We start from the raw sequence: 25,077 nt of genomic DNA, 5'->3' as shown, positions 1-25,077 counted from the left end.
AAAAGCCCCACAGTTGTGAGGCTTTTTTGTGATCCCGCTGGGATTCGAACCCAGGACCCCAACATTAAAAGTGTTATGCTCTACCAGCTGAGCTACGGAATCAGACTTTTCAACTTCTCCAACAATGCTGCTGTTTCTGTTTAAAGAGATTCAATTGTAATTTTTAAAAAGAAAAGCCTTCTCTCAAAGGCTTTTCGTGATCCCGCTGGGATTCGAACCCAGGACCCCAACATTAAAAGTGTTATGCTCTACCAGCTGAGCTACGGAATCAAACTTTCAACTTTTTCGATAATGTTACCGTTTCCGTTTAAAGTGGTGCAAATATAGGGCGATTAATAATACGGTGCAAGTGCTATTTGCAATTAATTGTAAAGTATTTGTTAAGCCATTAGTTGCCAATAAACTACATTTTAAAAATGGCTATTTTACCCTTGTCTCCAGCCAATAAAACCAATTTTCCGTGCTTAGCTTTGCGGCAAACGTTAAAACTTGTGGTATCAAATTGCTTCCAATTGGCTCCCCCATCTATTGTAAGGTTACTTCCTGTTGTACCTGTAGATAGGAAAGTGCCGCTATTAATGTATTCAACTCCCGATTGAAAGCCTGCGGGTGCAGTCTGTGGGCTAACAAACTGCAGGGAAGGACGAACCTTGTAAATAGTAGCAACCGAATCTAATTTTTTCCCATTTGCATAATCGCCGCCAACTATGATCCCTTCATTTTTTCCCAATGCTATAGAAAATGCACCTTCGCTTTGCTTGCCCTGGGTTATTGGCAAATTAGTATATTCCCATTCTTTTCCTGTTGGCTTCAACGAGATCAAACTGCTGTTTTTTCCGCCCGAAACGATATAGACAAACCCGTTATTCACCCTTAAGCAAGTACCGCTTGCCGCAAATGCCGCTTCTCCGGGTAAGGCATCGGGTGCGGTTTTCAATTCGGCCCAGGTTTCGCCGCCATCTGTGGTTTCCATCAGCAGGAATTTATCTTTTATCGGGTCGCCCAAAATATAGCCGTGTTTGGCATCGGCAAAATCCATGGCATCAAAAAAGTAAACACTATCAGTTTTGCGGCATTTTTCCTGCCAGGTTTTACCACCATCAACGGTTTTTAAAACCAGGGCCGGCGTACCCGAGCTCATGATTACGGCTTCCTTATCGTTAAATGCTTCAATATCCCTAAAATCTGCCTTTTCGTAGCCTTTCACCTGCTGCCAGTTCCAGGTTGTTCCGCCATCATTAGTGGTGGCTATATGCCCTTTGCTGCCGCTAATCCAGGCTATTTTATCATTTACCACAGATAATCCCCGAATACTTGTGGGCTTATCCTGTTGCAAAATAGTTATAGTTTGCGCCGATGACAACAAGGGCAAAAGGAGTAAAGTACTGAATATTAGCCGATAAAAACGTTTCATTAATTTGAGTGTAAATATGAATATGGTTCCTAAATTAATTGTAAACAAGTCAAGTAACAACAACCTATGGATTTTTATATTTATTATAATGCTTTTTGATAGAAACGATTATATTTGCACGCTTGTTAATAAAACAACAGGCCCGGATGGCGAAATTGGTAAACGTTGCGGTCTCAGAAGCCGTTGAGAATTGTCTCTTGAGAGTTCGAGTCTCTCTTCGGGCACGCCTTTTTTAAGATAAGAGATCTGAGACATGAGATTTGATAAAATTTTGTGTCTCACCTCTCAAATCTAACATCTCAGATCTTTTTTAGTAACTGCCCAGGTGGCGAAATTGGTAGACGCACCATCTTGAGGGGGTGGTATTCGTAAGGATGTACGAGTTCGAATCTCGTTCTGGGCACTAAAAAAATTCAAAATCCCCCTCGCAGGCCATAATTAAAAAGCCTGGCAAACATCTGGAAATGTTAGTTGTAACGTATATACAGCAAATACTACCTGATGCAAAAACCATCCATATTTACATTAATTATTTTAGTTACGGCGCTTACCGTAAAAGCCCAAATCCAGCCGGCTCATCAATATAAAGATCACGTTTTCCCTAATGTTGATCTTAAGCAAAATCTGAGTTATAGCCCTCTTGCTCCACTTGCCGATAAAGAATCGTACCTGTTTGATCTCTATGAGCCAAAAGGCGATCATTCCAGGGCACGCCCATTAATTATATGGATGCATGGCGGAGGTTTTAAGTATGGTTCAAAAACAGCTCAGGGCATACAAATCTGGAGCAGGGATTTTGCCCAGCGTGGTTATGTTTGCGCGGCTATCAACTATCGGTTAAGTAAAAAGAACCCGGCATTTCATTTTAATGAACTGCAAAAAAGCTGCTACTACGCCGTACAAGACGCGAAAACCGCCATTGAATATTTTAAACAGCACCATACCGAATATAATATTGATCCCAACAAAATTATCGTGGCCGGCAATTCGGCCGGGGCAATTATAGCATTGCAGGCCGCCTACAGCAGCAATGCAGAACTTTCCAGGCGTACCGGCGTGGCAGATTCAACGGCCACATTAAAACCCGATGACAGGGCGCGGATTGCCGGCATCATCAATTTTTGGGGAGGTATCTTTGATATCCGCTGGTTAAAAAACGCACGGGTGCCCATCGTGAGTGCTTATGGTTCAAATGACCATATTGTAAAACCTGCTCAAACTGATACGGGCATGTATGGCAGTATATCTGTTCATGAAAAGGCCAATGAGTTAAAAATCCCAAACGGAATAAAAGCTTTTGATGGTTTTGGTCACGAACTGCAAAAACATTTTAATCCGTTGTTTGGGGTTGGTAACCCAACACAAAAAAGATGGCTGGAAGCCGCCCAATTTGCCGCGGATTTTTATTACGATATATTATTTAAGAAACAGGAGTAAACAATTGCCAACCTTTAAGGTTATTGTATTGAAAAATGCTTAAAACAAACTAATTATACACCATGAAATTAACCAGGATAGTCACAATTGCTACAGTAGCTATTTTTAGCTTGCAAGCTTTGGAAATATCTGCCGAGGAATTGCCAGCCGTTGCGGAAGCATCTGTTTTACAGATCAGGCTACCGCCACCACCGCCACGGCCACCTAATCCATTCAGAAGGCATCACAGGCGTTATCGCCGGCACCGCAGCGGAACACTGCATATCAAACTTCCGCCGCCACCACCACATCCACCGGGCTTACCAAGGCCGCCACGTCCGCCCTTGCCGCCACGTCCATAAAATGAATAAAGCCCCGGGAATTCCCGGGGCTTTATTCATTTTATATTGTTTTATTGCTGAGGCAAGTTGTAGAAAAAATTCTCGGCAACAATTTTACCATCTTTAACTTCATAAACGCAAACTTCGCTCATCATGCTGCGGCCATGCCCTTTATAGGTAACATCCATATCCATTGTGCACGAAAAGAAATTACCACTCACAATAGGATCTGATACTTCACCGCTGTGAATCTCTTCAACCATATCATACCATTGCTGATTTTTGGCCAATGCTGCCTCTTTACCCTCAGAAAGCTCCATCTGCGAGCCCTTTGGTTCATGGCTTACCACATCATCGGCATACAGTTCATGTATGGCATCTAAATTTTTGCCTTCACGGCAAAACTGCACTAATTTTTCAGCTACTTCTTGTGTGTTCATTTTATTGTTTTTAATTGGTTATTGTTAGTATAAAGTTATTCATAATTACAAAAACAACACCGTCAGGTATTTTAAATTTAAGTTAAGTTTCTTTGGCGCTCATTACCCCACCTGCTTGCCCCAAATTTAAGCTATAACCTCTTGACTGTAATTGTTTTATAATGGTATATTACATGTGCAATAATTAACCTTTTCTTATCCATAAAATAAACCTATGAATGCCGTTAGCATTGATCAGATCATCACCGATTTAGAGGCCATCATAACCGATTCAATTGCAACCAGTAACCGGGCCGGGTATTTTGCCGCCTTATACCACAAGGTTACCTGCCGGGTAAAGGAAGGCATCCTGGCCGGTGAATTTGAAAACGCTGCCCGTATGGAACAACTTGACGTGACGTTTGCAAGCCGTTATATTACTGCTTATAAGCAATGGCAGCAAAAGCAGCAACCCTCTGCCTCCTGGCTGCTGGCCTTCGGCATCTTTAACAAATCATCAAAGGTGGTGCTGCAGCATTTACTGGCAGGTATGAACGCACATATTAACCTCGACCTGGGCATTGCGGTTGTGGAGGTAGCAAATGCCCTTAATCAGCCGCTAAGTTTGATTCATAAGGATTTTAATGCCATCAATACCATACTTTCTGCCCTTACCTATGAGGTGATCAACGAGCTTAACCAGGTATCACCGCTTTTATCGCTGGCGGGTTTACATGCCCAAAATAATTCTATACTCATTCAGTTTGCACTTGGCAATGCCAGGGACGGCGCCTGGTGCTTTGCCGAAGACCTTTTTACCCGGAAAGACCAGGATTATCTTAACCTGATAGCCAAACGCGACGATGACATAAACAAACTGGGCATTGGCATCGCGAAGCCTGTGGGCCTGTTGCGCTGTACCATGTGGCTAATCCACCTGTTTGAGTGGAGAAACCCCTCAAAGATCACCGAGGTATTGAATACCTACAAAAAAACTTATCTCAAGGTGAATTAATGGTGAAGGTGGTTTAGAAAACGAATTTAAATAAGCAAGGATGTTTTAAAAGATTTGTCATCCTGAGTGATTTGAAGGACCTATTCTCAGACTTACAGGGCGAATAATAGATCCTTCACTATCGTTCAGGATGACAAAAAGTTTTTTTGCAAAAAAAATCATAGGTAGTTGATGAAATTTGGAAAACTCTAAAGGTAGAAATGACAAGCGGCGAAAGACTTACGAAGTTTCTAAAACTTCGTAAGTCTGGGATTCTACAACATGTTATAGGTAATACTTAACAAAGCCCTTATCTTCCCAAAACTTCTAAAACGGCCTGGGCTTTAAGCAAACACTCCTCGTATTCTTTTTCAGCATCGGCGTGGTAAGTTATCGCGCTACCAGCATGGAAGGAAAGATAGCCATTAGCCGAATTGTATAATAACGAACGGATCACTACATTGAAATCAAAATCATCATCGGCACTCATATACCCTACTGCACCCGAATAAACACCACGCCTACTGCGCTCATATTGCTCCATCAGCTGCATCGCGCTTACTTTGGGAGCTCCAGTCATGCTACCCATAGGAAAAGTGTTTTTAATGGCCTCGATGACCGATAATCCGTCCTGAAGTTCACATACCACCGTCGAGATCATCTGGTGTACTTGTTTGAAACTGTATATACCAAACAAATCCTCCGTTTTAACCGTACCCTGCCTGGCCGATTTGGTAAGGTCGTTACGCACCAGGTCAACAATCATCACGTTTTCCTGTAATTCTTTTGGATGATTGCGCAGCTCCTGTTTAGCCTCCTCATCTGCTTTAAAATCAGCAGCTCTTTTGGCCGTACCCTTTATAGGCTGCGAAATTAATTTGTTGCCGCGCTTAGCCATGAACCGCTCGGGCGAAGCACCAAGAATATAATTATCCTTCCACTTAAAAAAGGTAGCGAACGGATTGGGCGAAACGCTGTTGAGCTGTAAAAATATGGGTAAGGGATTGATCTTTATATCCGTGGCAAAAAACTCCTGACAAAAATTGGTTACATAAATATCGCCCCGGTTAATGTGTTCCTTTATGCCATTTACCGCATCAATATATTCCTGTTTGCTAAAACGGGCCTGCAAATCAATGTTAGGCTGGGCGGAGCCGGCATTTAATTCCTCCTGTTCAATGAGTGCTAAAACCTCCTGCTCATCATCACTAATGATCTCTACTTTTTCATCTTTAATAATGATGAGATGTTTTGGCGAAAAGAAATAAAGATCTGGAAATTGCAGGCCGTCAGCATTTTGGGAGGATAGTTTTTCAACTTCGTTTTTCAGATCGTAACCAAAAAAACCGGTGATCCAGCCCAGATTTTTTTTTCGAAAGTTTTCCAGTTCATCAAAAGCATTGCCTGCATAAGCGGTGATCTCGGCCTTAGCACCTATTGCTATCAGGGTATCAAATTTAGAATACGGATCATCAAAGCCGTTGGAGTCAAGGTAACATACCGCGTTAAATGATTGGGCCCATTGTAAGGCTTTATGCTTAAAATTTTGCAGATGATCTACCTGTACTATCACCTTGCAAAAATAACCAAGTAAATGAAAAAAGGCCGGCATAACCGACCTTTTAATAATATTATGTTTTAAAGTTTGTGTTGATACAAACCTGCAGCGGGTTAAATTAGTGCAACACTAAAGTTTGTTTCCTGTCTGGTCCTACCGAAAGGTATTTTACAGGCACGCCCAATTCTGCTTCAAGATAATCAATGTATAACTGCAGTTTAGCAGGGATCTCATTTAACTCGGTGATACCTGTTAAATCCTCGTTCCATCCGTCAATTTCTTTTAATATCGGCTCCGGACTAACCGAGCAGATATCATAAGGCATATAGTCGATTTTTTCGCCTAAATAGTTATAGTGCGTACAAGCGTATATTTTATCAAAACCACTCAATACATCGGCTTTGGTCATTACCAGTTGGGTAACACCATTAAGCATAATTGCGTACTTTAATGCCGGCAAATCAATCCAGCCGGTACGGCGTGGCCTGCCTGTAGTAGCACCAAATTCATGACCTATGCGGCGCAATTCTTCGCCAGTTTCGTCCTCCAGCTCTGTTGGGAACGGACCGCCACCTACGCGGGTGCAATAGGCTTTAAAAATACCTATCACATCACCAATTTGCTGTGGTGCTATACCTAAACCGGTACAAGCGCCGGCTGCAGTTGTATTTGATGAAGTAACAAAAGGATATGAACCAAAATCGATATCCAGCATAGCGCCTTGTGCACCTTCGGCCAAAACCTTTTTGCCTTTTTTAATATAGTCGTTTACCAAATGCTCAGAATCAACCAACGGAAATCCTTTAATGAACTCTATGGCTTCAAAAAATGCCTGTTCGCGTTCAGAAAAATCTGCAACCTCACCATACATGGCCTGTAGCATAGCAGTATGCTTATCAACCAGTTTCTGGTAACGTTCCTTAAAATCGGGCAGTGTGATATCGCCAATGCGTAAACCATTTCTGCCGGTTTTATCCATATAGGTTGGTCCTATCCCTTTTAAGGTTGAACCAATTTTACCTTCGCCCATTTTTTTCTCAGATGCAGCATCCAGTAATTGGTGGGTTGGTAATATCAGGTGAGCCTTTTTGGCTATCAGAAGATTCTTTTTAGCTAAAAGATCATGACCTGCATCTTTCAGCTTATCAATTTCCTTTTTAAGTGTAATAGGATCTATCACTACACCATTACCAATAAGGTTCATCGTGTTTTCAAAAAATATACCTGAAGGAATGGTATTCAAAACGAATTTTTTACCGTCGAACTCCAAAGTATGCCCTGCATTAGGGCCACCCTGGAAACGTGCAATCAGGTCATAACCTGCGCTAAGCACATCAACAATTTTTCCTTTACCTTCATCGCCCCATTGGAGGCCTAATAATACGTCAACAGCCATTTATGTTATTGTAAATTCAGTACTTAAATAAGAAAGGTGGCAAAGTTATATTTTTCTGTCACAAAAACCTGCTCTTAATTTCTCGCAGTTTCCATAAAGATTTAAAGAGTGGTGATTGATTTCAAATTTCAACAATGTGCCCATCATGCTTTGGATCTGCTGTATACGGGGATCGCAGAATTCAACCACTTTGCCGCAGTCGATACAAATGATGTGATCATGCTGCTTGTAGCCGTATGATTTTTCAAACTGTGCCATATTTTTACCAAACTGGTGTTTGGTAACCAAATCACATGATACCAACAGCTCAAGCGTGTTATAAACAGTGGCACGACTAACACGGTATTTTTTATTTTTCATGTGGATGTATAATGATTCCACATCAAAGTGATCTGAGCGAGAGTAAATTTCTTCGAGAATAGCAAAACGCTCTGGCGTTTTGCGCAGGTTTTTATTTTCAAGGTAGGCCTCAAAAATTTTTTTAACCAATGCTATAGTATCCGGCTGGGGCATAATAGTCTGTTAAGCAGGCAAAGTTATTAATAATTTGTTAAGATAGAGGCAAGAGTCAAGAATCAAGAATTAAGACATTTTTTAATGAAAACGTTTTCTCCCGTCTTGATTCCTGACTCTAATTTCTTGACTCTCTTTCATCAGGATGCTTTTTCAATAGCCGAATCAAACCTGTTTACGCCGGTAACACCTTTAATCAATTTTATTTTTTTGATCAGGTTTTCGAGGTGATTGGTGTCATTTACATACACCATGATTGATCCTTCAAAAATCCCATTGTCACTATCAACAGTAATAGAGCGGATATTCACCTTAAAATCCGTTGATATAACTGTAGTAAGCTTATTAATGAGGCCAACTTCATCAATACCGGTTATCCTTAAACCGGTTAAAAATGCCAGTTCCTGTTGGTTGGTCCAGCGGGCTTTTACTATACGGTAGCCGTAATTGGCCATCAGTTTGGCGGCATTAGGGCAATTGGTTCGGTGAATTTTAATACCATCGCTAACGGTTACAAAGCCAAACACATCATCACCAGGAATTGGGTTACAGCAATTGGCCAGCTTGTAGTCAATTTTCTGCATATCCTCGCCAATCAGCAGCATATCGCTGTCTTTAGATTTCAGGTTGCGAATAAGGCTTTGAACCTGTTCCTGCTCAATTTTATCCTGCGGCTTGTTTTCAACAATTTTCTCAAATGCCTGGTATTCTTTCAGGTCCTTCATATCAATAACACCCTTCGCGATGTTATAAAACAGATCCTGGGTAGATTGCAGCTTGAAAAAATAGCTGAGCTTATGTATATTCTCAGAATTGTAAGTGATCTTGAGCGATTTCATTTTGCGCTCCAGTATCTCCTTGCCATCCTCAGCAATTTTACGTTTCTCTTCTTTTAATGCCGATTTTATTTTGGCTTTGGCTTTGGCAGTAACCACAAAGTTAAGCCAGTCTTCTTTAGGTGTTTGCTTACCTGATGTAATGATCTCCACCTGGTCGCCGTTTTGCAGTTTGTAGCTTAACGGCACCAGTTTATGGTTCACCTTGGCGCCAATACAGCTGGCTCCAACGTCGGTATGGATCTCGAAGGCAAAATCAAGCGCGGTAGCGTTTAATGGCAACTGGATGAGCGCTCCCTTTGGGGTAAAAATGAAGATCTCATCGCTGAAAAGGTTCATTTTAAAATCATCAAGAAAGTCGAGCGCATTTGAGTCTGGATTTTTAAGCATATCCCTCACCTTTTGCACCCATTGATCAAGGCCGCTATCGGTTGATGATTCCTTATATTTCCAGTGAGCGGCAAAGCCTTTTTCGGCAATCTCGTTCATCCTTTTGGTACGTATCTGCACCTCCACCCATTGGCCCCGGGGGCCCATAACGGTAGTATGCAATGATTCATAACCATTTGCTTTGGGCGATGATATCCAGTCACGTAACCTATCGGGATTTGGGCGGTATTGGTCGGTAACTATACTGTAAGCTTTCCAGCAATCAGCCTTTTCCTGGTCAGGGGCACTATCAAGAATTATCCTGATGGCGAAAAGATCATATACCTCCTCAAAAGGAATAGATTTTTTCTTCATCTTATTCCAAATGGAATGGATAGATTTTGGGCGGCCAAAAACATCAGCATGTAATCCCTGGCCTTCCAGAACCTTGGTTACCGGTTCAGTAAAATCGCGGATAAATCTTTCACGCTCCGCCTTTTTTTCATTCAGTTTCTTTTTGATGAACTGGTAGGTTTCCCGCTCCATGTATTTCATGGACAGATCTTCCAGTTCAGACTTTATGGTATACAAGCCCAATCTGTGCGCAAGAGGGGCATACAGATAAACGGTTTCTGACGATAGTTTAAGCTGCTTATCACGGGGCATAAACTCCATGGTACGCATGTTGTGTAACCTATCGGCCAATTTTATCAGGATAACCCTGACATCATCGGCCAGGGTGAGCAGCATTTTACGAAAGTTTTCGGCTTGTAAAGAGCTGTTGGTATCAAACACGCCCGATATTTTGGTTAAGCCATCAATAATTTTGGCTACCTTTTTACCAAACTCCATCTCAATTTCGTCCAGCGTTACGTTGGTGTCTTCAACCACATCATGCAGCAGGGCGCAAACTATTGAAGTGGTACCAAGTCCAATTTCCTCGGCAGCAATTTGTGCAACGGCAATAGGATGGTATATATAGGGTTCGCCGCTTTTACGGCGCATGTCTTTATGACTTTCAAGGGCCATATCAAATGCCTTGCGAATCATTCGCTTATCGCCCTTTTGCAAGGTTGATTTACAGGCACGTAGTAAAGCACGATATCTTTTTAATATCTCATTTTTTTCTGCTTCCAGATCAATCACTATCTCTTTCATATATGAATATATGTGGTAAAAAAAATGGATAAACCCGTAATAAAAATTATTATTACAGATTATATTTAAATACCACAAAAATTTGCTTTAATTTTGTATTAAGTAAAATTATGAAATTTATTGGTTTTCTGTTGATGTTTTGTTGCATTATGGGCGAGGTAAAAGCCCAATCAGATAAACCTGCACCTATGATTGTAGGCAAAAATGATACCATAAGAGTAGCGGTAACAAGTATTGACGGAGAATTGGTTCCGTGGGTGGTATGCGCCCCAGTAAGAATTGTTGATACCCGCATATTTGCCAGCGATGCCGACAGAGATAATTACCGCCGTTTAAGGTATAATGTGATGAAGGTGCTACCGTATGCCCGTTTTGCAGGCCAGCGATATGCTAAACTACAACGCGACCTGGCACTTACCGGTGATAAAAAGAAGCAGAAAGAGCTGATTGGCACCTGCGAAACAGAAATTAAAACATTGTTTAATAAGGAAATAAAAAATCTGACAATTAGTCAGGGTGAAGTTTTAATCAAGTTAATTGACCGGGAAACCGGCACTACCAGTTATACTATGGTTAAAGAGCTTAAAGGTGGTTTTAAAGCATTTATGTTTCAATCCGTAGCCAGCATATTTGGCCACAACCTTAAAGAAACTTACGATCCTGAGGAGCAGAGAGATATCGAGGCCATCCTTACCCAGGCCGGATACAATTCCACTAACTTCTAATAATGGATACTACAAGCGTCTACAAGTTTAACGTTCAAAAGTTAAACGGTGATGAAATCAGTCTATCGGCTTATAAAAATAAAGTACTTTTAATTGTTAACACCGCTTCCCAATGCGGCTTTACCCCACAGTATAATGATCTTGTATCATTAAAAGAAGCCTTTATTAATACGGATTTTGAAATACTCGCATTCCCTTCAAATGATTTTGGCGGCCAGGAGCCGCTGGAGGGCGCTGCTATTGACGCTTTTTGTGAAAACATGGGTGTAAACTATCCGGTATTTGATAAGATAAGGGTACGCGGACCATTTGCCCATCCTTTATACCAGTTTTTTGCTGATAAAAAAGAAAATGGCACGCTTAAATCAGTCCCGAGATGGAACTTTCATAAATTTTTAATCAACAGGGACGGCCATGTTACTGACTTTTATTATCCCTTTACCAAACCAACATCTTCAAAGATCAGGAAGAAAATAGAGCGTCTTTTATCAACCGCTCAATAACCACAAATACAATAATGAAATTAGATATTTTAGTTTTATCGGTACACCCTGATGACGCAGAACTTGGCTGCGCAGGCACCGTTTTGAAACATATAGCCATGGGCCATAAAGTAGGCATCGTTGACCTTACCCGTGGCGAGTTAGGAACGCGTGGCTCGGCAGAGATCCGTGAGCAGGAAGCTACAGCAGCGGCAAACATATTAGGCCTTGCCATAAGAGAAAATTTAGGCATCCCCGATGGCTTTTTTGAAAACACAAAAGAATACCAGCTACAGGTTATCTCTACAATTCGCAAGTACCAGCCCAAAATTATAATTACCAACGCTTATCATGACAGGCACCCGGATCATGGCCGGGCTAATGAGCTGGTAGAGCACTCGGCGTTTTTAGCAGGTTTGCGCAAAATAGAAACCGTTGACGACAATGGTGAACCGCAGTTGGCCTGGCGCCCAAACCTGGTACTTCACTTTATACAGGATAATTATATCAGGCCTGATATTTTGGTAGATGTTACTGAATTTTGGGACAAAAAAATAGAAAGTATCCGTGCTTACGGCTCCCAGTTTTTCAATCCTGAATGGAGCGACGAACCCCAAACCTACATATCATCGCCCGAATTTATTAATGTGGTGGCTGCCCGTGCAAGCGAATTTGGTAAAAGCATAGGTGTTAAATATGCAGAAGGCTACACAAGCAGGAAAATTTTAGGTGTAGATAATTTATTTGCTTTAAAATAATATATTATTTAACTATAAATAAATAAGCCGCTAATCCTTAATAAGATAGCGGCTTATTTTATAATATTAGTTAAATATTTAAGCTTTAATATATTCAAAACGATTATTCTCATTACTTCTTTCTCTTCTTAGTTTATTTTCGTTCGCAAGCTTTAAAAGGATGCCCGATAGTTCAGAAGTTTTAAAGTCGGAGTCAAACTGATCCTTACAATAAGTTGCAATTGATGATATGGAACGCTGGGTATCAAAGAAATCGGTACTCAATAACTGGTTCAATATTTTAGTTGCTCCTGGTTTTTTTCGGCCCGGCGTTGCAAAGTTTTCATCCTCTGAGCGCATCCTACGGCCTTTTTTGCTAAAAATCTCAGATCCTTCAGCATCTGCTTTTTCGCCCTCAATCATTACATCCAGTAGCCTGTCGATAATTCTTACCTGTACAGCTTCTGATTGAAATGAGTTAACAACTTCTGCTACCTCAACAAGTTGTTTTTTTAATTTCTCTATATGTTTGCTCATGATGAATTAGATTTGATCTAATAAAGGATAGTACAAATTTAATCCGAATAATAATTAAAAATATAGCCTATTTTGGTAAAAAAATAGTTTATATTATTAATTTGTCCTTTCCAGGATGATTAATGTCATAAGCAAATATTAAATACTAAGGCTGTTTCTGTGTTGATTATTAACAAACAGAGTTACTTATTGCACTATATTACAGTGATTTAGATATTTTTTCTAACATTTCTAAACCTGTATCTATATGTTTTTTTTCAATAATAAGGGCCGGTCTGAAACGAATACTCTTTTCGCCACAACCTAAATACATGATATTATTATCTAAGCCTTTGTTAATGAATGCATCACGCCTGTTTTTATCAGGAAAATCAAAGGCTGTTAATAAACCTTTGCCCCGCACGTTACTTATTATAGGAAGCGTGCTGGCGATATCACTTAACCGGCTTTGTAAGTATTCGCCCATCTGAGCCGCGTTTTCGCAAAGGTTATCTTCTTCTATCACTTCCATGATTTTTGATGACCGAACCATATCAACTAAACTACCTCCCCAGGTAGAGTTAATCCGTGACGAAACATGGAAAACATTGTTCTCTACCTCATCAACGCGGTTGCTGCAAAGTATGCCACAAACCTGCATCTTTTTACCAAAGGCCAAAATATCAGGCCTTGCCTTTTCACCAAAATGTTCGTGACACCAAAATTTACCTGTAAGGCCTACTCCTGTTTGAACTTCATCATATATCAGCATGGCTTCATACTCATCGGCAAGTTCTCTGAGTTTTTCTAAAAACTCTTTGCGTACATGGTTATCACCACCTTCTGATTGTACAGGCTCTATAATAATAGCACAAACATCATCCTTGTTATCTTCAAAGGCTTTCCTGATCTGCGCTACAGAAAGTAGTTCTCTTTGCAGCAGATCCTCATGATTGCTATCACTGTAAGGGAAATTCATGTAGGGTACTGATACGCGGGGCCAATCAAACTTGGCAAACCATTTAGTTTTATTGGGCACAGTATTGGTTAAACTTAATGTATAACCAGAGCGACCGTGAAAAGCATGCTCAAAGTGAATCACCTTAAAACCACGCTCTTTGGTATAACCTTTGGCAAAGTTTTTCTGAACCTTCCAGTCCATAGCGGTTTTAAGCGCGTTTTCAATAGCCAACGAACCTCCTGCTATAAAAAAAGCATGCGGCAAATAATCAGGAATACCTACCCGCGAAAAAGTTTCAACGAACTGAGCATATTGCGTGGTATAAATATCAGAGTTTGATGGGTTGGTTAACGCTGCCAGCATCAGGTTTTTTTTAAACTCCTCATCGTTCAGCATTTTGGGATGATTGTAACCTAAAGGCACCGATGCAAAGCATGTAAAAAAATCAAGCAGGGTACGATCATTCTTCGAATCATAAATATACACACCCTTACTTTTTTCCATGTCAAAAGTGAGATCGAAGCCATCGGCAAGTACATGCTTCTGCAAAGAAGCCTGCACGTTTTGGGGAGAAACAAGTAGGTTATACATATTAATTTTGGTTTACACAAATTTAATAAAAAGCCCCAAAAAACCAAATTTAGGCGGTTTTTGAACCGATTGACAAAAAAGTAACTTTAAATTGTTTAAAGTTACTTTTTGTACCAAAGGCCAAACCGGTACACCACATTTTAATAAAAAAACTTTCGCCTTACATCAAAAAAAACTCCTTTTCCTGATGGATTTTAATATTCGTTTGAGAAGAAATTTCAAAATTATTAATCGCTCAGGAGCCGAGCCCCGGCAAATATGTACCAATGACTTTATTATTTTGAAGATGCTACCAATACATCATCTAAAATCTGCACATCTAAAATTTGCACATCTGTAATCTGCACACCTAAAACCTATCCTTCATACCCAGTAAACCCCAGATGCCACCACTATGTATAGCCAATATTTTGCTTCCGGTTTTAAAATAGCCCTTACCGATTAAATCATATAGCGCATATACCATTTTACCGGTATAAATGGGTTCAATTACTATCCCGGTGGTGGCCACAAACTGTTTTATAAAACTGATCAGCTCATCAGTAGCTTTTCCATATCCTCCAAAGTGATAATCGGTATGAATAGAGTATTCAACGGAAGCAGTTAAAAACCGGTCAATCTCATCCTTTATAAACCCGCCATTTTTAAAAACAGGCACCGCGTTAAATTGGGTTTTAAGCTGGTGATTGTTTAGTCCGTTAATAATGCCGGCCGCAGTAGTTCCGGTTCCGCAGGCACAAAAAATATGATCATAGGCACCTGTAAGCTCGTCAACCAGCTCGCTGCAGCCCAGGGCCCCTTCTGCAGATGCACCGCCCTCATCAATAAAAATAGCGTCCTCATCATCCCCAAAGTATTTGTGATACAGTGCTTGTTTATCCCGATAGCTATCCCGATCGGTAAATATCAATTGCATGCCGTGTAGTTTGCATAAAAACAGGGTATCGTTTTTAACTTCCTCCCCACGCACAATACCGGTAGCCTTAAACCCAAACTTCGCGGCAGCAGCGGCAGTAGCCAGTAAATGATTGGAGTAAGCCCCGCCAAATGTTACCAAATGATTTCTCTGCTTATCCTGCGCATTTTTAAGCAGGTATTTTAATTTACGCCATTTATTGCCGGATATCATGGGGTGTATCAGATCGTCGCGTTTTAAAAAAACTGTTACACCATGCTCATCAAATAAAGGGTTCGTGACCTGGTGTACCGGGCTAAAAATCTCCAAATCAATATTCATAAAATAACCTGTACTTAATGCTATTGCAATATTACACTTAACCTACACAAAAAACGATTACTTTTGCCCTCAAATGGCATACGAACCCGAGCTGATAGAGCAGGAAGAACAGGATTTATTTGAGCACTTACGTATTGTGGTTGACAAGGGTCAATCCTTGTTGCGTATTGATAAGTTTTTGATGCATAGGGTGGAGAATGCATCGCGCAACCGTATCCAAAACGCTATTGAGCTTGGTAATGTGCTGGTGAACGATAAGCCCATTAAAAGCAGCTACCGCGTAAAGCCCTTAGATGTAATATCGGTGGTATTGCCGCACCCGCCGCGTGATACCGAGGTTTATCCCGAAAATCTCCCCATTAATATTGTTTACGAGGATCATGATGTATTGATTGTGGATAAGGCCGCAGGTATGGTTGTGCACCCCGGTTATAATAACTACACCGGCACATTGGTTAATGCATTGGTTTACCATTTTCAACAACTCCCTACCCTGCCGGGTAATGATGGAAGGCCAGGTTTGGTGCACCGGATTGATAAAGACACTTCGGGGTTATTGCTTATCAGCAAAAACGAGCGCTCTATGAGTTGGCTGGCCAAACAGTTTTTTGATCATAGCATCACCCGTAAATACATTGCTTTGGTTTGGGGCGATCTGGAGCACGACGGCACTGTAACAGGCTATATTGGCCGCAGTATTGCTGATAGAAGGGTAATGTCTATATATGATGATCCCGAAAAAGGAAAATGGTCTGTAACGCATTACAAAGTATTGGAGCGCATGGGTTATGTTACCCTGATTGAATGCCAGCTGGAAACAGGCCGCACGCACCAGATCCGGGCACATATGCGCCACATTGGCCATCCGCTTTTTAGTGACGCAACTTACGGTGGCGACAAAATTTTAAAAGGTACCGTGTTTAGCAAATACAAGCAATTTGTTGAAAATTGTTTTGAGTTGATGCCCCGGCAGGCACTTCACGCGCAAACACTGGGCTTTTTACACCCCACACTCAAAAAACAAATCCTTTTTGAGTCGCCTTTGCCACCTGATTTTGAAAGCGTACTACTAAAATGGCGTAAGTACACTACAGATCTGAGAAATGAGATTTGAGAAAAAACAAATGAACAGACTTGATCATTAAACAAAGTATCAAACCTAATATCCAAAATTTATATATTAAACGTTAGATAGGAGATAAAATCCAACCGAATAACAAATTAGTTTACACCAAAAGTCAAAATCTCAAACCTAATATCTCATATCTAAAAATGACGCCTGTGCTTATCAATTTTAACGGACAGATACTTCCTCAAAATAGTCAGCTGCTTACTATAGCCAACCGTGCCTTTAAATACGGCGATGGCCTGTTTGAGAGTATGCGCCTGATGAAAGGGCAGCTAAAGTTTGCCGATTTGCACGCCGACCGCTTACAACGCGGAATGAAGGCCCTTAAAATTGATGGTTATTCGCAAATGGATGCCTGGTTTTTGAAGGAGATTGTGGAGGAGCTGGCCAAACGGAACAAAGCGAAACATGGCAGACTGCGTTTAACCGTTTATCGTGATGCCGAAGGGTTATATACCCCCACGCAAAACAAAATGGGCTACTGCCTGGAACTAACCGCATCTGATGAACCCCGTTATTTTTTGAATGAGAAGGGCCTCATCATGGATGTGTTTACCGAGCTGCCCAAGCCTTCAAACTACCTATCCAACATCAAAACCTGCAACTCGCTTATTTACGTGATGGCGGGGATCTACAAAACGCAAAACAAGCTGGATGATGTTTTCCTCCTCAACCAGAATGGTTTTTTATGCGAAGCCAGCAGCTCCAACATATTTATCCATTACCAAAACCATTTATATACCCCGGCGCTAAGCGAAGGCTGCGTAGAAGGCGTTATGCGCCAGGTGGTGATCAAGCTGGCACAGGATAATAACATTCAAATTACCGAAGCCCAGATAAACCCCGATATATTATACGAGGCCGATGAGGTGTTTTTAACCAATTCTACCCGCGGTATCCAAACCGTAATGGGCTTTGGCGTAAGGCGCTACTTTAACAGGATAAGTAAGCAGTTAATGGATGAGTTGAATAAGGTATGATAAACTATTTCATTGTCATGCTGAACGAAGTGAAGCATCTATTGCAAACTGTACAGGGGGAAGAAGCATGGTGGAGAGTAGATCCTTCATTTTACAGAGTCTTCCTAAAAATAAAAAACAGATCGTCATTGCGAGGTACGAAGCAATCCCGAACTCTGCAGATCCGATTTGCAAAGCCACTCTGTAAGGCGGGGATTGCTTCGTACCTCGCAATGACGAGTGGTTATGTGCTTCATTAAAAGTCCAAAAACATTTAATAAATCATTTTTAGAAAGCCTCAAGGATGACAAATTAAAAGTATTACTCCACACCTACCGGCGCTTTAATGGCCGTCAATATGCCATCCCATAAAGCAATTCTGGCCTGTAAAGCTTCTTTAACCGCGGCGGTTGCTTCCTCCCATTTCTGGTCGTCATTGCCACAAAGTTCGGCCGTCATTTGGTAGGCTAATTGTGAGTGATGATCGCCATCAACTTCGATGTGGCGTTCAAGGTAATATAACAGGATATCAACCTTGCCGGGCAGTTGTTTGTTAATCTCCTTTACAATACTTAAAAACATATCTGGTATCAAATCTTCGCGCCCAAAGGTAAATACAGCTGCCTGCACGTGATTTTTATTAGTACCGATAACATCAAAAGTATGCTGCATAAAGTTACGCGTAGCCAACGGAATCTCCGCAATGATCAAAGCTTCATCAATGTGCTTGCCAAAGTTTAACTCATCAAACAGGTTGTTAATGGCTGTTGCCTGGCTGCCGGCTTGCTCCATGGCGCGCAGGTACAGCTCAAAATGGCTGGTACGGTTACCCTGCTCGTCTACATCGCTTTCTTCGCCGGTTACAATTTCATTAATGAGGTAGCGTGTGTTTGCATTCCCGGTTGGCATCCATGGTGTAACCGTACAGGTAAGTTTTTGCTGCAACGATTTTAACAGCGACATAAAATCCCAAACAGCAAATACGTGGTGGTCCATAAAAACGGTAAGCTCATCAAGGGTATTGATGTTTTTATAAAGCTCATGTTGTATTAGTTGATCACGTAAAGGCTTAATCTGTTTTTTTAAAAGTTCTATGCGGTCGCTGTAATTTGCCATGGGGTAATAAAATTATGAAGCCGCAAAAGTAGCAATCCAGTTTGTTAAATAACAGCAAGTTGCAGTTTTTGACTTTGGGTTGATAGGACGTTAGTTGAAAATGATTTAAAGTAATGGCAAATTTTATTATTGCCACAAAATAAATATGGCTGTTGTTTTAGATGCCCATAAAGCATTTTGATTAAAAAGCCAGCTACCTTTATGTAAAAGCAGCTGACTTTTTAATTATGGTGCAATGCTATCAGGGAAATCGCGTTTTAAATTTATAGCGACTTATCCATCAGTCTGAGGGAGTTCAAAGTTAAAATGCGGAAGTCATGCCGAATTTATTTCGGCATCCCACAGGACAATCACACCTGCCAGTTCTCCGGCTTGCCCGGTGCACACTTTCCCCGTGCTTACCTGCACGTGGGATGCCGAAATAAATTCGGCATGACGTTGTGTTTTTTTAAAAGCGATTTCCCTGGCAATGCTATCCGGCAGCGTAAAAATTTAATGAATTATCACGATTAAAGATCTTTCGAATTATCATTAGGCATGCGGTCAATCAGTTTATTATATGGATCTATACCCACATTTATTGGTTTGCCTTTAACAATAGCAGTTATTGTATGCAGCCCAGCCGTTAATTTATATCTTTTAAAATAAAGCGGATTGGTAACCATGCGGCCTTCCTTATTAGTACTGTTAGCAGCAAATACCCCTATATCAAAATAATCGTTCATGTTCCTGGCTAGTATGTCATTGCCCTTTTTATCTATCCAAACCTTTTCAACATTTACCTTTAAGGTTACCTTATATTCATTTTTGTTACCTGTTGGTATAGCTTTGGCTTCGGTCACCTTATTATCATACAGAGTGATTTTCTGCCATGTATCGGTTAAATAATATTGCAATGAATCGGGCACATGCTTTTGCAGGTATCGGTACAAGTCATTACTGCCTGCAAAGGGTGGCTTACTTTTAAATTGATAGGCATCTTTAAACTCGCGCAGGGCGGCGTTTAAACTATCTTCGCCCATGAGGTCTTTCAACGTGTAAAGCACCAAACCGGCTTTGCCGCCCCACTCAAACCATTTATCGGCTTTTATTAGCGGGTGTTCTTTGTCTTCCATGCGCCGCCTGATAAACGAGTAAAAGTCAATCTGATCTAACAAGATCCATTTCAGGTTATCTTTCCCGTATTTCTTTTCGGCCATTACCAGGGCACTGTAGGTTGCCAATCCTTCCGGAATTACCAACGATCCTACGGTACTATTAGGTGCTACCTGGTAACGCCACCATTGCTGGGCCAGTTCGCGCGTGGTATTAAAATAGCAAAAATCAAACTGGTTAGGGTCTTTAAAATCAGCGTTCCACGCGTAATACTCGGCATAGGTATCCATGGTATTTAATGAAGCATCATGAGGGCCGTATACAGAGGTTTCGGCCAGGCGGATATTTTTAAAAGGGTATGGCCCAAAAGCTGTGGAATAATAACGAAGACCATCTTTATATGCCGCCATAAACCGCCCTATATTGGCATTATGAGCAGGGTGATAATAGATATTGATATTAACCTTATGATCAAGCTGTACACTATCATGCAATGTCGAAAACTTTGCCGATACAATAGCTAATGGAGCATACATACCGGGTTGCGTTTGTACATAGCGATAATAATTCCGGCCGTTTTGCTGCCATTGTTTTTGCAGTTCGCCGGGCGCGATGGCAGTTTGATCGCCCGATGTGCTCACTGTAATATCTATGCTCAGAAGATCAGAAGCGCTGCCCGATTTTAGCGTGCTAATACCAACCGGGTTGTTCTGCGCAATTTCATCTTCATGCTTCTCTGGCAAGCCATTTTTTTTACGCACGTAATTGCTGTTCAGTTCGTCATCGTCATCATAACCTATACCGGGCAACCCTCCGTTAAAAAACGTACCGTTACGCAGTCTGTTTTTAGCATACAAGCCATTTTCAAAACCTTTGTGGGTAACTGATGAATTAATCTCGAACACTGCCGAATCGCCGGGAGCTAATGGTTTTTGAAATTGGTACAAACGAAAATCGGCTGTATCCCGCTTTGGCCTGAACCAATTGAACATCCCCCTTTGGTAGGTTAAAGGATAAGTAAACGGCACCGGTTTACCATCCATTTTAATGGAGTAATCAGCAAGCTCATCGCCATCCATCAGCACCTTTGAAATAGGCTTATCCGTTCTGTTAAAAACGGTGATAAAGGCCTTTACAAATTCCTGCTGCTTATCGGGGAATATATCCGCATTTATCACCATGCGGGTTACTTTGGGTAGCGGCAGGCTGGCATATTTTTTTAACGTTTTTTCATAAATAATGGCCCTGCTCTCATTTTCTCCCTGGGTTAAAAAGTTATTTAAATAGCTTATATTATAGTAGTTATAAGCGCCAACGGCTAAAAACGCTGCTACTAATATGGCGGTGAATAACTTGGTTTTAGCATCAAACCGTTCGGCCAGCAACTGAAGCCGTTCCTTAAATGAACTGGTGACGCCTCGATAATAAAACAATGCCGAAAGGATGATAAGCAGACTGCCAAAAAGCAGCCAGTACAGGTTAAACCAGTATATAGGTTTCAACATATGACCCAATCCGTCCATATCCGAGATGCCGTACCAGGGCGTATAGGAATATATGAGCAGGTTATAGTTAAACATGCCTGTTACATTCAGGAAAAAAACCAGCACCCAAAAGGCTACCCCTACCCCATGTGCCACAAATTTGTTATTAATAAGCACATGCACCATGTACGAGAATATAACCATCTCCAACAGGCGGGGCATTACAATGGTAAACACGTAAACCAAATAAAAAGACAGGTTATAGTGATAAAACCCTTTTGCAGTTTGTACCACCAGCCCTGTTATTAAGGGAACCAGGGATAATCCAAATCCAAGAATGAGCAACGCGATGAGTTTAGAGCCATTTAGCACCCAGTTTGGCGGCGGCAGAGAATCGTTAATAAAAGCATACCTGGTTATCCTGTCGCGGTGAAGCGTTTCGCCAGTGTAAAATATAATGATGAAAAATATGAAGAATGGGAATACATCATTAAATATATCCATCAACATAATGGTACGCGGAAAATAGGATACACCGAACTCGGTATTACCCATCCAAAAAACAAAACCCAGGAAGCCAACACCGCTTAATAAAATGATCCAGAAATAATTATCACGGATAATGTTGGTTAACTCTACTTTGGTAAGGCTAAACAAAGTATTGCGATTATAGGGGCTTGCAAAACTAACTTTGGAATTTAAGATGAGCGAACGCTTTACTTTTGATACTACATCATCAATAGCCGATTTATCCCGTTTTCCGCTAAAGAACCGCTCAAAATTAAAACGCACATAAGTAAACAACAAAATGACTAACCCTACACCTGTCCACAGGATGCGGTTAAATAAAAAGGCGCCTTCAATAGGAAACAAGGTTGTGTTTTTTTGAATTGAAGTTGCCGTACCCGAAAGCAACCGAACCGCGTTGAGACCAAAAGGATCGGCATTAATAATTACCGTGGCATTATTGGTGTGATTAAGGAAAAAGATGGAAAGAAAATAGCCTAAAAATAACAGGATGCCACCGCTGTAAATCACTTTTACATTGCGGGTAAGCGCTACTAATCCAAAAAACAATGAAGAAGTAAAAAACAGGTTTGGGAGTGCCATTGTAAAAAACGGGTGCAGATAATACACCAGCTTATTAGGGCCATACTCCTTAGGGTCTTTCCAGCCCATTAAAGGACCAAGTTTAGTCCCTATATAAGCCCCAATAATAATGGAGCTTGCTATAAAAAGCATAAATAAAAACGAACCCAAATATCTACCCCAAAAATATCCGGCTTTGGTGATGGGATAAGTAAGGTAGTAGTCTTTGGTATTATATTCAATATCGCGATATAAAGCTACCCCCATAATGGACGAGCTTACCAACATCATAAGCATGGTGATACCCGAGCACCAAAGGGCAATTACATAAGGCGCATTGATGTGTTCTTTTTCGCCTAAAGGTAATGAACCGGTGGCGAAGGTCATTACGGTAAAAATTAGCGCGGCCGCAAAATATAGGTACACCGCGGGCCTCCTGAGGCGATTTTGCACCTCGAAAATAAATATTTTCCAGAACATATTGTTGTGATTTAAAGAGGGTTAAATGGTATTTACATCTACACGGGTAGCAATATTACTGAAGTAAACATCCTCAAGACCAGGGCTTACCGCTACAAAACCATTGCCCGGGTCGGTATCCTGTATCACGCGGATATGTAGTTTACCTATTTTTAACTGTGTAGATATCACGGTAAAATCGTCCTGGTAAAAATTGAGGTCCTGCTTACTGATGGCTTTACTAAATATTTTACCTTCCAATTCATTTACGGCAGTATCTGGCTGGCCTGCATACAACACCTCGCCCTGGCAAATGATGGCAAAGTTGGAGCAAAGCGTGCTTACATCTTCAACAATATGGGTTGATAGGATCACTATCGTATTTTCGCCCAGCTGACTTAGCAGGTTATAAAAGCGGTTCCGCTCGGCTGGGTCAAGCCCGGCGGTTGGTTCATCAACAATGATGAGCTTAGGGTTTCCTATCAGTGCCTGGGCAATGCCAAAACGCTGCTTCATCCCACCCGAATAGGTGCCAAGGTGCTTCTTCCTGTCTTTTGAAAGGTTCACGTTTTCAAGCAGGCTGCCCACCAGGTCCTTCCGTTCGCCGGCGTTCCCAATCCCTTTAAGCTGGGCGATGTGATCAAGCATCCGCTCGGCAGATATTTTAGGGTAAACCCCAAACTCCTGCGGCAGGTAGCCTAATAATTGCCTTACTTCGGTTTTATTTTTCAGCACATCCAGGTCATCCAAAAAAACGCTGCCTTTATCGGCCTCCTGCAAGGTAGCTATGGTACGCATCAGGGATGATTTGCCCGCACCGTTTGGCCCCAGCAAACCAAACATGCCATTTGATAGGGTCAGTGATACATCCTTTAAGGCATGCACCCCATTGGCATAGGTTTTTGAAAGTGAATTGATAACTAATTTCATAAGTTGTAAGTGGTTAGGTATTTCTATTATCGTTTTATTGTATTATTGGCCGCTCCATTGATAAGAAGCTGTGTACTATCGGCCATGCTATAATCCAGGTGCTGTATGCTTGCCTGGTGTAAAATCAGTTTGCTCCGGTTTAAAATCCGCAGCTTGGCATTTTCAAACCGGTTATTTTTTAAAATATTGAGTATCGAGCCACTTAAAAGAGCTTCGCCTACAACAGCATTTACAGATCGAATATGATTATTAGCCAACACAACATGACTCCCGTAGCTTTGGGTAATAGTTAAGCTATCCTGTTTAAAGCCATCAATCAAAACCTCGCGCGAATTCCAGCCTTCTGTTGTTACCGTATCAATAATTTTTTGACCTTTAACCGTACTAAAAGCATTAACGTTCACACTTTTTAAATCAGGACAGGATATCAGCAACAGTTGGGCATTGTGGTTGTAGTAACGTTCAACTGCCAGGTTCACATCTATTTGAAGGTGAGTACCCGTTTGTTTTACTTTTACATAATGCCGGGCGTCTGATTCTATCTTCACACTAAACGGCCCTTGTATCAATTTTACATTGGCTATGTGCCCCGCATTAATATCCAACACATCAAAGTTTTTAAAATCAAGCGGGATGTAATAGGCGTATACATCCTTATACTTGCCGGTATTAAATTCCTTTTTTAGCAAATAATCATATCCCAGTATTGATAACACCAGAAACAGTAAGGCAGCTATAAATATTTTTGTACTCGTCTTCATTTGTTTGGGTCTGTTTTGGGTTGAGCAATGGCCAATCTGTATTTTTCGTACATCGCCTCTAAATCCTTAATATCTATATCAAGCAGGTATATATTTCTAAAAAACTCAGGCATCTGCTGTTGAATAAAACGTTCCTTACGGTAGGCTTTAACTTTTTGAGGGCCATCTGCCGCCACAAATATTCCCAGTCCGCGTTTGTTTACGACCACCTCCTGACTCTGCAAAAACTCGTACGATCTGATAACAGTATTTGGATTTACTTCCAGCTCAATAGCAAGGTCCCTTGTCGACGGAATCTTTTGATCCGGCAACCATTTACCTAATAATATATTTTCGCTCACATAGGCTGCTATTTGCAGGTATATGGCATCCTTATCTTTAAACTCCATAGT

Annotated in this window: 22 protein-coding genes and 4 tRNA genes; 10 read left to right on the top strand and 16 right to left on the bottom strand. The window is 41.2% G+C overall.

Going from position 1 to position 25,077, the window contains the following annotated elements; all coding sequences use genetic code 11:
• Nucleotides 1-29: 29 nt before the first annotated feature.
• From AC1DYB_RS11460 to AC1DYB_RS11450, 3 genes are all read right to left on the bottom strand, one after another.
• Nucleotides 30-102: transfer RNA gene (locus AC1DYB_RS11460), tRNA-Lys, on the bottom strand.
• Between the two features lie 95 nt (nt 103-197).
• Nucleotides 198-270, bottom strand: a tRNA-Lys gene (locus AC1DYB_RS11455).
• Nucleotides 271-403: 133 nt separating this feature from the next.
• Nucleotides 404-1,414, bottom strand: a complete 1,011-nt coding sequence (locus AC1DYB_RS11450) for a WD40/YVTN/BNR-like repeat-containing protein (protein ID WP_477434978.1) — start codon at nt 1,412-1,414, stop codon at nt 404-406.
• A gap of 140 nt (nt 1,415-1,554) precedes the next feature.
• On the opposite strand from AC1DYB_RS11450, the gene AC1DYB_RS11445 reads away from it, so the two are divergent.
• The 4 genes from AC1DYB_RS11445 (at nt 1,555) to AC1DYB_RS11430 (ending at nt 3,192) form a co-directional block, all read left to right on the top strand.
• Nucleotides 1,555-1,638, top strand: a tRNA-Leu gene (locus AC1DYB_RS11445).
• A gap of 95 nt (nt 1,639-1,733) precedes the next feature.
• Nucleotides 1,734-1,817 (top strand) — tRNA-Leu (locus AC1DYB_RS11440).
• Between the two features lie 98 nt (nt 1,818-1,915).
• On the top strand, nt 1,916-2,851 hold the full coding sequence (locus AC1DYB_RS11435; RefSeq protein WP_477434976.1) for an alpha/beta hydrolase: 936 nt from the start codon (nt 1,916-1,918) through the stop codon (nt 2,849-2,851).
• A gap of 62 nt (nt 2,852-2,913) precedes the next feature.
• Complete coding sequence (locus tag AC1DYB_RS11430) at nt 2,914-3,192, top strand: hypothetical protein (RefSeq protein ID WP_295711175.1); 279 nt, start codon at nt 2,914-2,916, stop codon at nt 3,190-3,192.
• Between the two features lie 50 nt (nt 3,193-3,242).
• Here the strand turns inward: AC1DYB_RS11430 and AC1DYB_RS11425 are convergent, their stop codons facing one another.
• A complete protein-coding gene (locus tag AC1DYB_RS11425; protein ID WP_477434974.1) occupies nt 3,243-3,611 on the bottom strand; it encodes a SnoaL-like domain-containing protein in 369 nt (122 codons plus the stop codon).
• Nucleotides 3,612-3,825: 214 nt separating this feature from the next.
• Here AC1DYB_RS11425 and AC1DYB_RS11420 point away from each other — a divergent pair, with 214 nt between their 5' ends.
• Nucleotides 3,826-4,605, top strand: a complete 780-nt coding sequence (locus AC1DYB_RS11420; RefSeq protein WP_477434972.1) for a DUF5995 family protein — start codon at nt 3,826-3,828, stop codon at nt 4,603-4,605.
• Between the two features lie 289 nt (nt 4,606-4,894).
• Here AC1DYB_RS11420 and AC1DYB_RS11415 read toward each other — a convergent pair whose 3' ends face one another.
• From AC1DYB_RS11415 to AC1DYB_RS11400, 4 genes are all read right to left on the bottom strand, one after another.
• Nucleotides 4,895-6,196: an anthranilate synthase component I family protein gene (locus AC1DYB_RS11415; protein WP_477434970.1), complete on the bottom strand. Its 1,302-nt coding sequence runs from the start codon at nt 6,194-6,196 to the stop codon at nt 4,895-4,897.
• A gap of 64 nt (nt 6,197-6,260) precedes the next feature.
• Nucleotides 6,261-7,538 (bottom strand): adenylosuccinate synthase, encoded by a 1,278-nt coding sequence (locus tag AC1DYB_RS11410; RefSeq protein ID WP_295711181.1) that lies wholly within the window; start codon nt 7,536-7,538, stop codon nt 6,261-6,263.
• A 45-nt stretch (nt 7,539-7,583) separates the two neighbouring features.
• Complete coding sequence (locus AC1DYB_RS11405) at nt 7,584-8,051, bottom strand: Fur family transcriptional regulator (RefSeq protein WP_295711183.1); 468 nt, start codon at nt 8,049-8,051, stop codon at nt 7,584-7,586.
• A 140-nt stretch (nt 8,052-8,191) separates the two neighbouring features.
• Entirely contained in the window at nt 8,192-10,414 is a 2,223-nt protein-coding gene (locus tag AC1DYB_RS11400; RefSeq protein WP_295711185.1) for a RelA/SpoT family protein, read from the bottom strand.
• A gap of 110 nt (nt 10,415-10,524) precedes the next feature.
• On the opposite strand from AC1DYB_RS11400, the gene AC1DYB_RS11395 reads away from it, so the two are divergent.
• Genes AC1DYB_RS11395 through bshB1 form a run of 3 tightly spaced genes read left to right on the top strand, consistent with a single transcriptional unit; the run spans nt 10,525 to nt 12,379 of the window.
• Entirely contained in the window at nt 10,525-11,139 is a 615-nt protein-coding gene (locus AC1DYB_RS11395; RefSeq protein ID WP_477392383.1) for a DUF4294 domain-containing protein, read from the top strand.
• Between the two features lie 2 nt (nt 11,140-11,141).
• The gene (locus AC1DYB_RS11390) at nt 11,142-11,642 is read left to right on the top strand and encodes a glutathione peroxidase (protein ID WP_477392381.1); all 501 of its coding nucleotides are present in this window, start codon (nt 11,142-11,144) and stop codon (nt 11,640-11,642) included.
• Between the two features lie 14 nt (nt 11,643-11,656).
• A complete protein-coding gene (bshB1, locus tag AC1DYB_RS11385) occupies nt 11,657-12,379 on the top strand; it encodes a bacillithiol biosynthesis deacetylase BshB1 (RefSeq protein WP_477434968.1) in 723 nt (240 codons plus the stop codon).
• Nucleotides 12,380-12,457: 78 nt separating this feature from the next.
• On the opposite strand, the gene AC1DYB_RS11380 is transcribed toward bshB1, so the two are convergent.
• From AC1DYB_RS11380 to AC1DYB_RS11370, 3 genes are all read right to left on the bottom strand, one after another.
• Nucleotides 12,458-12,895 (bottom strand): hypothetical protein, encoded by a 438-nt coding sequence (locus AC1DYB_RS11380; RefSeq protein WP_295711192.1) that lies wholly within the window; start codon nt 12,893-12,895, stop codon nt 12,458-12,460.
• A gap of 199 nt (nt 12,896-13,094) precedes the next feature.
• The gene (gene lat / locus AC1DYB_RS11375; protein ID WP_477434965.1) at nt 13,095-14,426 is read right to left on the bottom strand and encodes an L-lysine 6-transaminase; all 1,332 of its coding nucleotides are present in this window, start codon (nt 14,424-14,426) and stop codon (nt 13,095-13,097) included.
• Nucleotides 14,427-14,775: 349 nt separating this feature from the next.
• The gene (locus AC1DYB_RS11370) at nt 14,776-15,663 is read right to left on the bottom strand and encodes a 1-aminocyclopropane-1-carboxylate deaminase/D-cysteine desulfhydrase (protein ID WP_477434963.1); all 888 of its coding nucleotides are present in this window, start codon (nt 15,661-15,663) and stop codon (nt 14,776-14,778) included.
• Between the two features lie 73 nt (nt 15,664-15,736).
• Between AC1DYB_RS11370 and AC1DYB_RS11365 the strand changes: the two genes are divergently transcribed.
• The gene (locus tag AC1DYB_RS11365) at nt 15,737-16,777 is read left to right on the top strand and encodes an RluA family pseudouridine synthase (RefSeq protein ID WP_477434961.1); all 1,041 of its coding nucleotides are present in this window, start codon (nt 15,737-15,739) and stop codon (nt 16,775-16,777) included.
• Nucleotides 16,778-16,935: 158 nt separating this feature from the next.
• Nucleotides 16,936-17,772, top strand: coding sequence for an aminotransferase class IV (locus AC1DYB_RS11360; RefSeq protein ID WP_477434959.1), 837 nt, complete (start codon nt 16,936-16,938; stop codon nt 17,770-17,772).
• Nucleotides 17,773-18,072: 300 nt separating this feature from the next.
• On the opposite strand, the gene AC1DYB_RS11355 is transcribed toward AC1DYB_RS11360, so the two are convergent.
• From AC1DYB_RS11355 to AC1DYB_RS11335, 5 genes are all read right to left on the bottom strand, one after another.
• Nucleotides 18,073-18,747, bottom strand: coding sequence for a DUF3050 domain-containing protein (locus tag AC1DYB_RS11355; protein ID WP_477435351.1), 675 nt, complete (start codon nt 18,745-18,747; stop codon nt 18,073-18,075).
• Between the two features lie 629 nt (nt 18,748-19,376).
• Entirely contained in the window at nt 19,377-22,922 is a 3,546-nt protein-coding gene (locus tag AC1DYB_RS11350) for an ABC transporter permease/M1 family aminopeptidase (protein ID WP_477434957.1), read from the bottom strand.
• Nucleotides 22,923-23,036: 114 nt separating this feature from the next.
• Complete coding sequence (locus AC1DYB_RS11345; RefSeq protein ID WP_295711205.1) at nt 23,037-23,924, bottom strand: ABC transporter ATP-binding protein; 888 nt, start codon at nt 23,922-23,924, stop codon at nt 23,037-23,039.
• A 26-nt stretch (nt 23,925-23,950) separates the two neighbouring features.
• Nucleotides 23,951-24,685 carry a hypothetical protein gene (locus AC1DYB_RS11340; RefSeq protein ID WP_477434955.1) on the bottom strand — a complete coding sequence of 245 codons (735 nt, stop codon included), beginning with the start codon at nt 24,683-24,685 and terminating at the stop codon, nt 23,951-23,953.
• Complete coding sequence (locus AC1DYB_RS11335) at nt 24,682-25,074, bottom strand: GntR family transcriptional regulator (RefSeq protein WP_295711209.1); 393 nt, start codon at nt 25,072-25,074, stop codon at nt 24,682-24,684. Before AC1DYB_RS11335 ends, AC1DYB_RS11340 begins: the two co-directional genes overlap by 4 nt.
• Nucleotides 25,075-25,077 lie beyond the last annotated feature (3 nt).

The sequence above is a fragment of the Mucilaginibacter sp. P2_A4 genome, from assembly GCF_056405015.1.
This window is presented reverse-complemented; position numbering and strand designations above follow the sequence as displayed.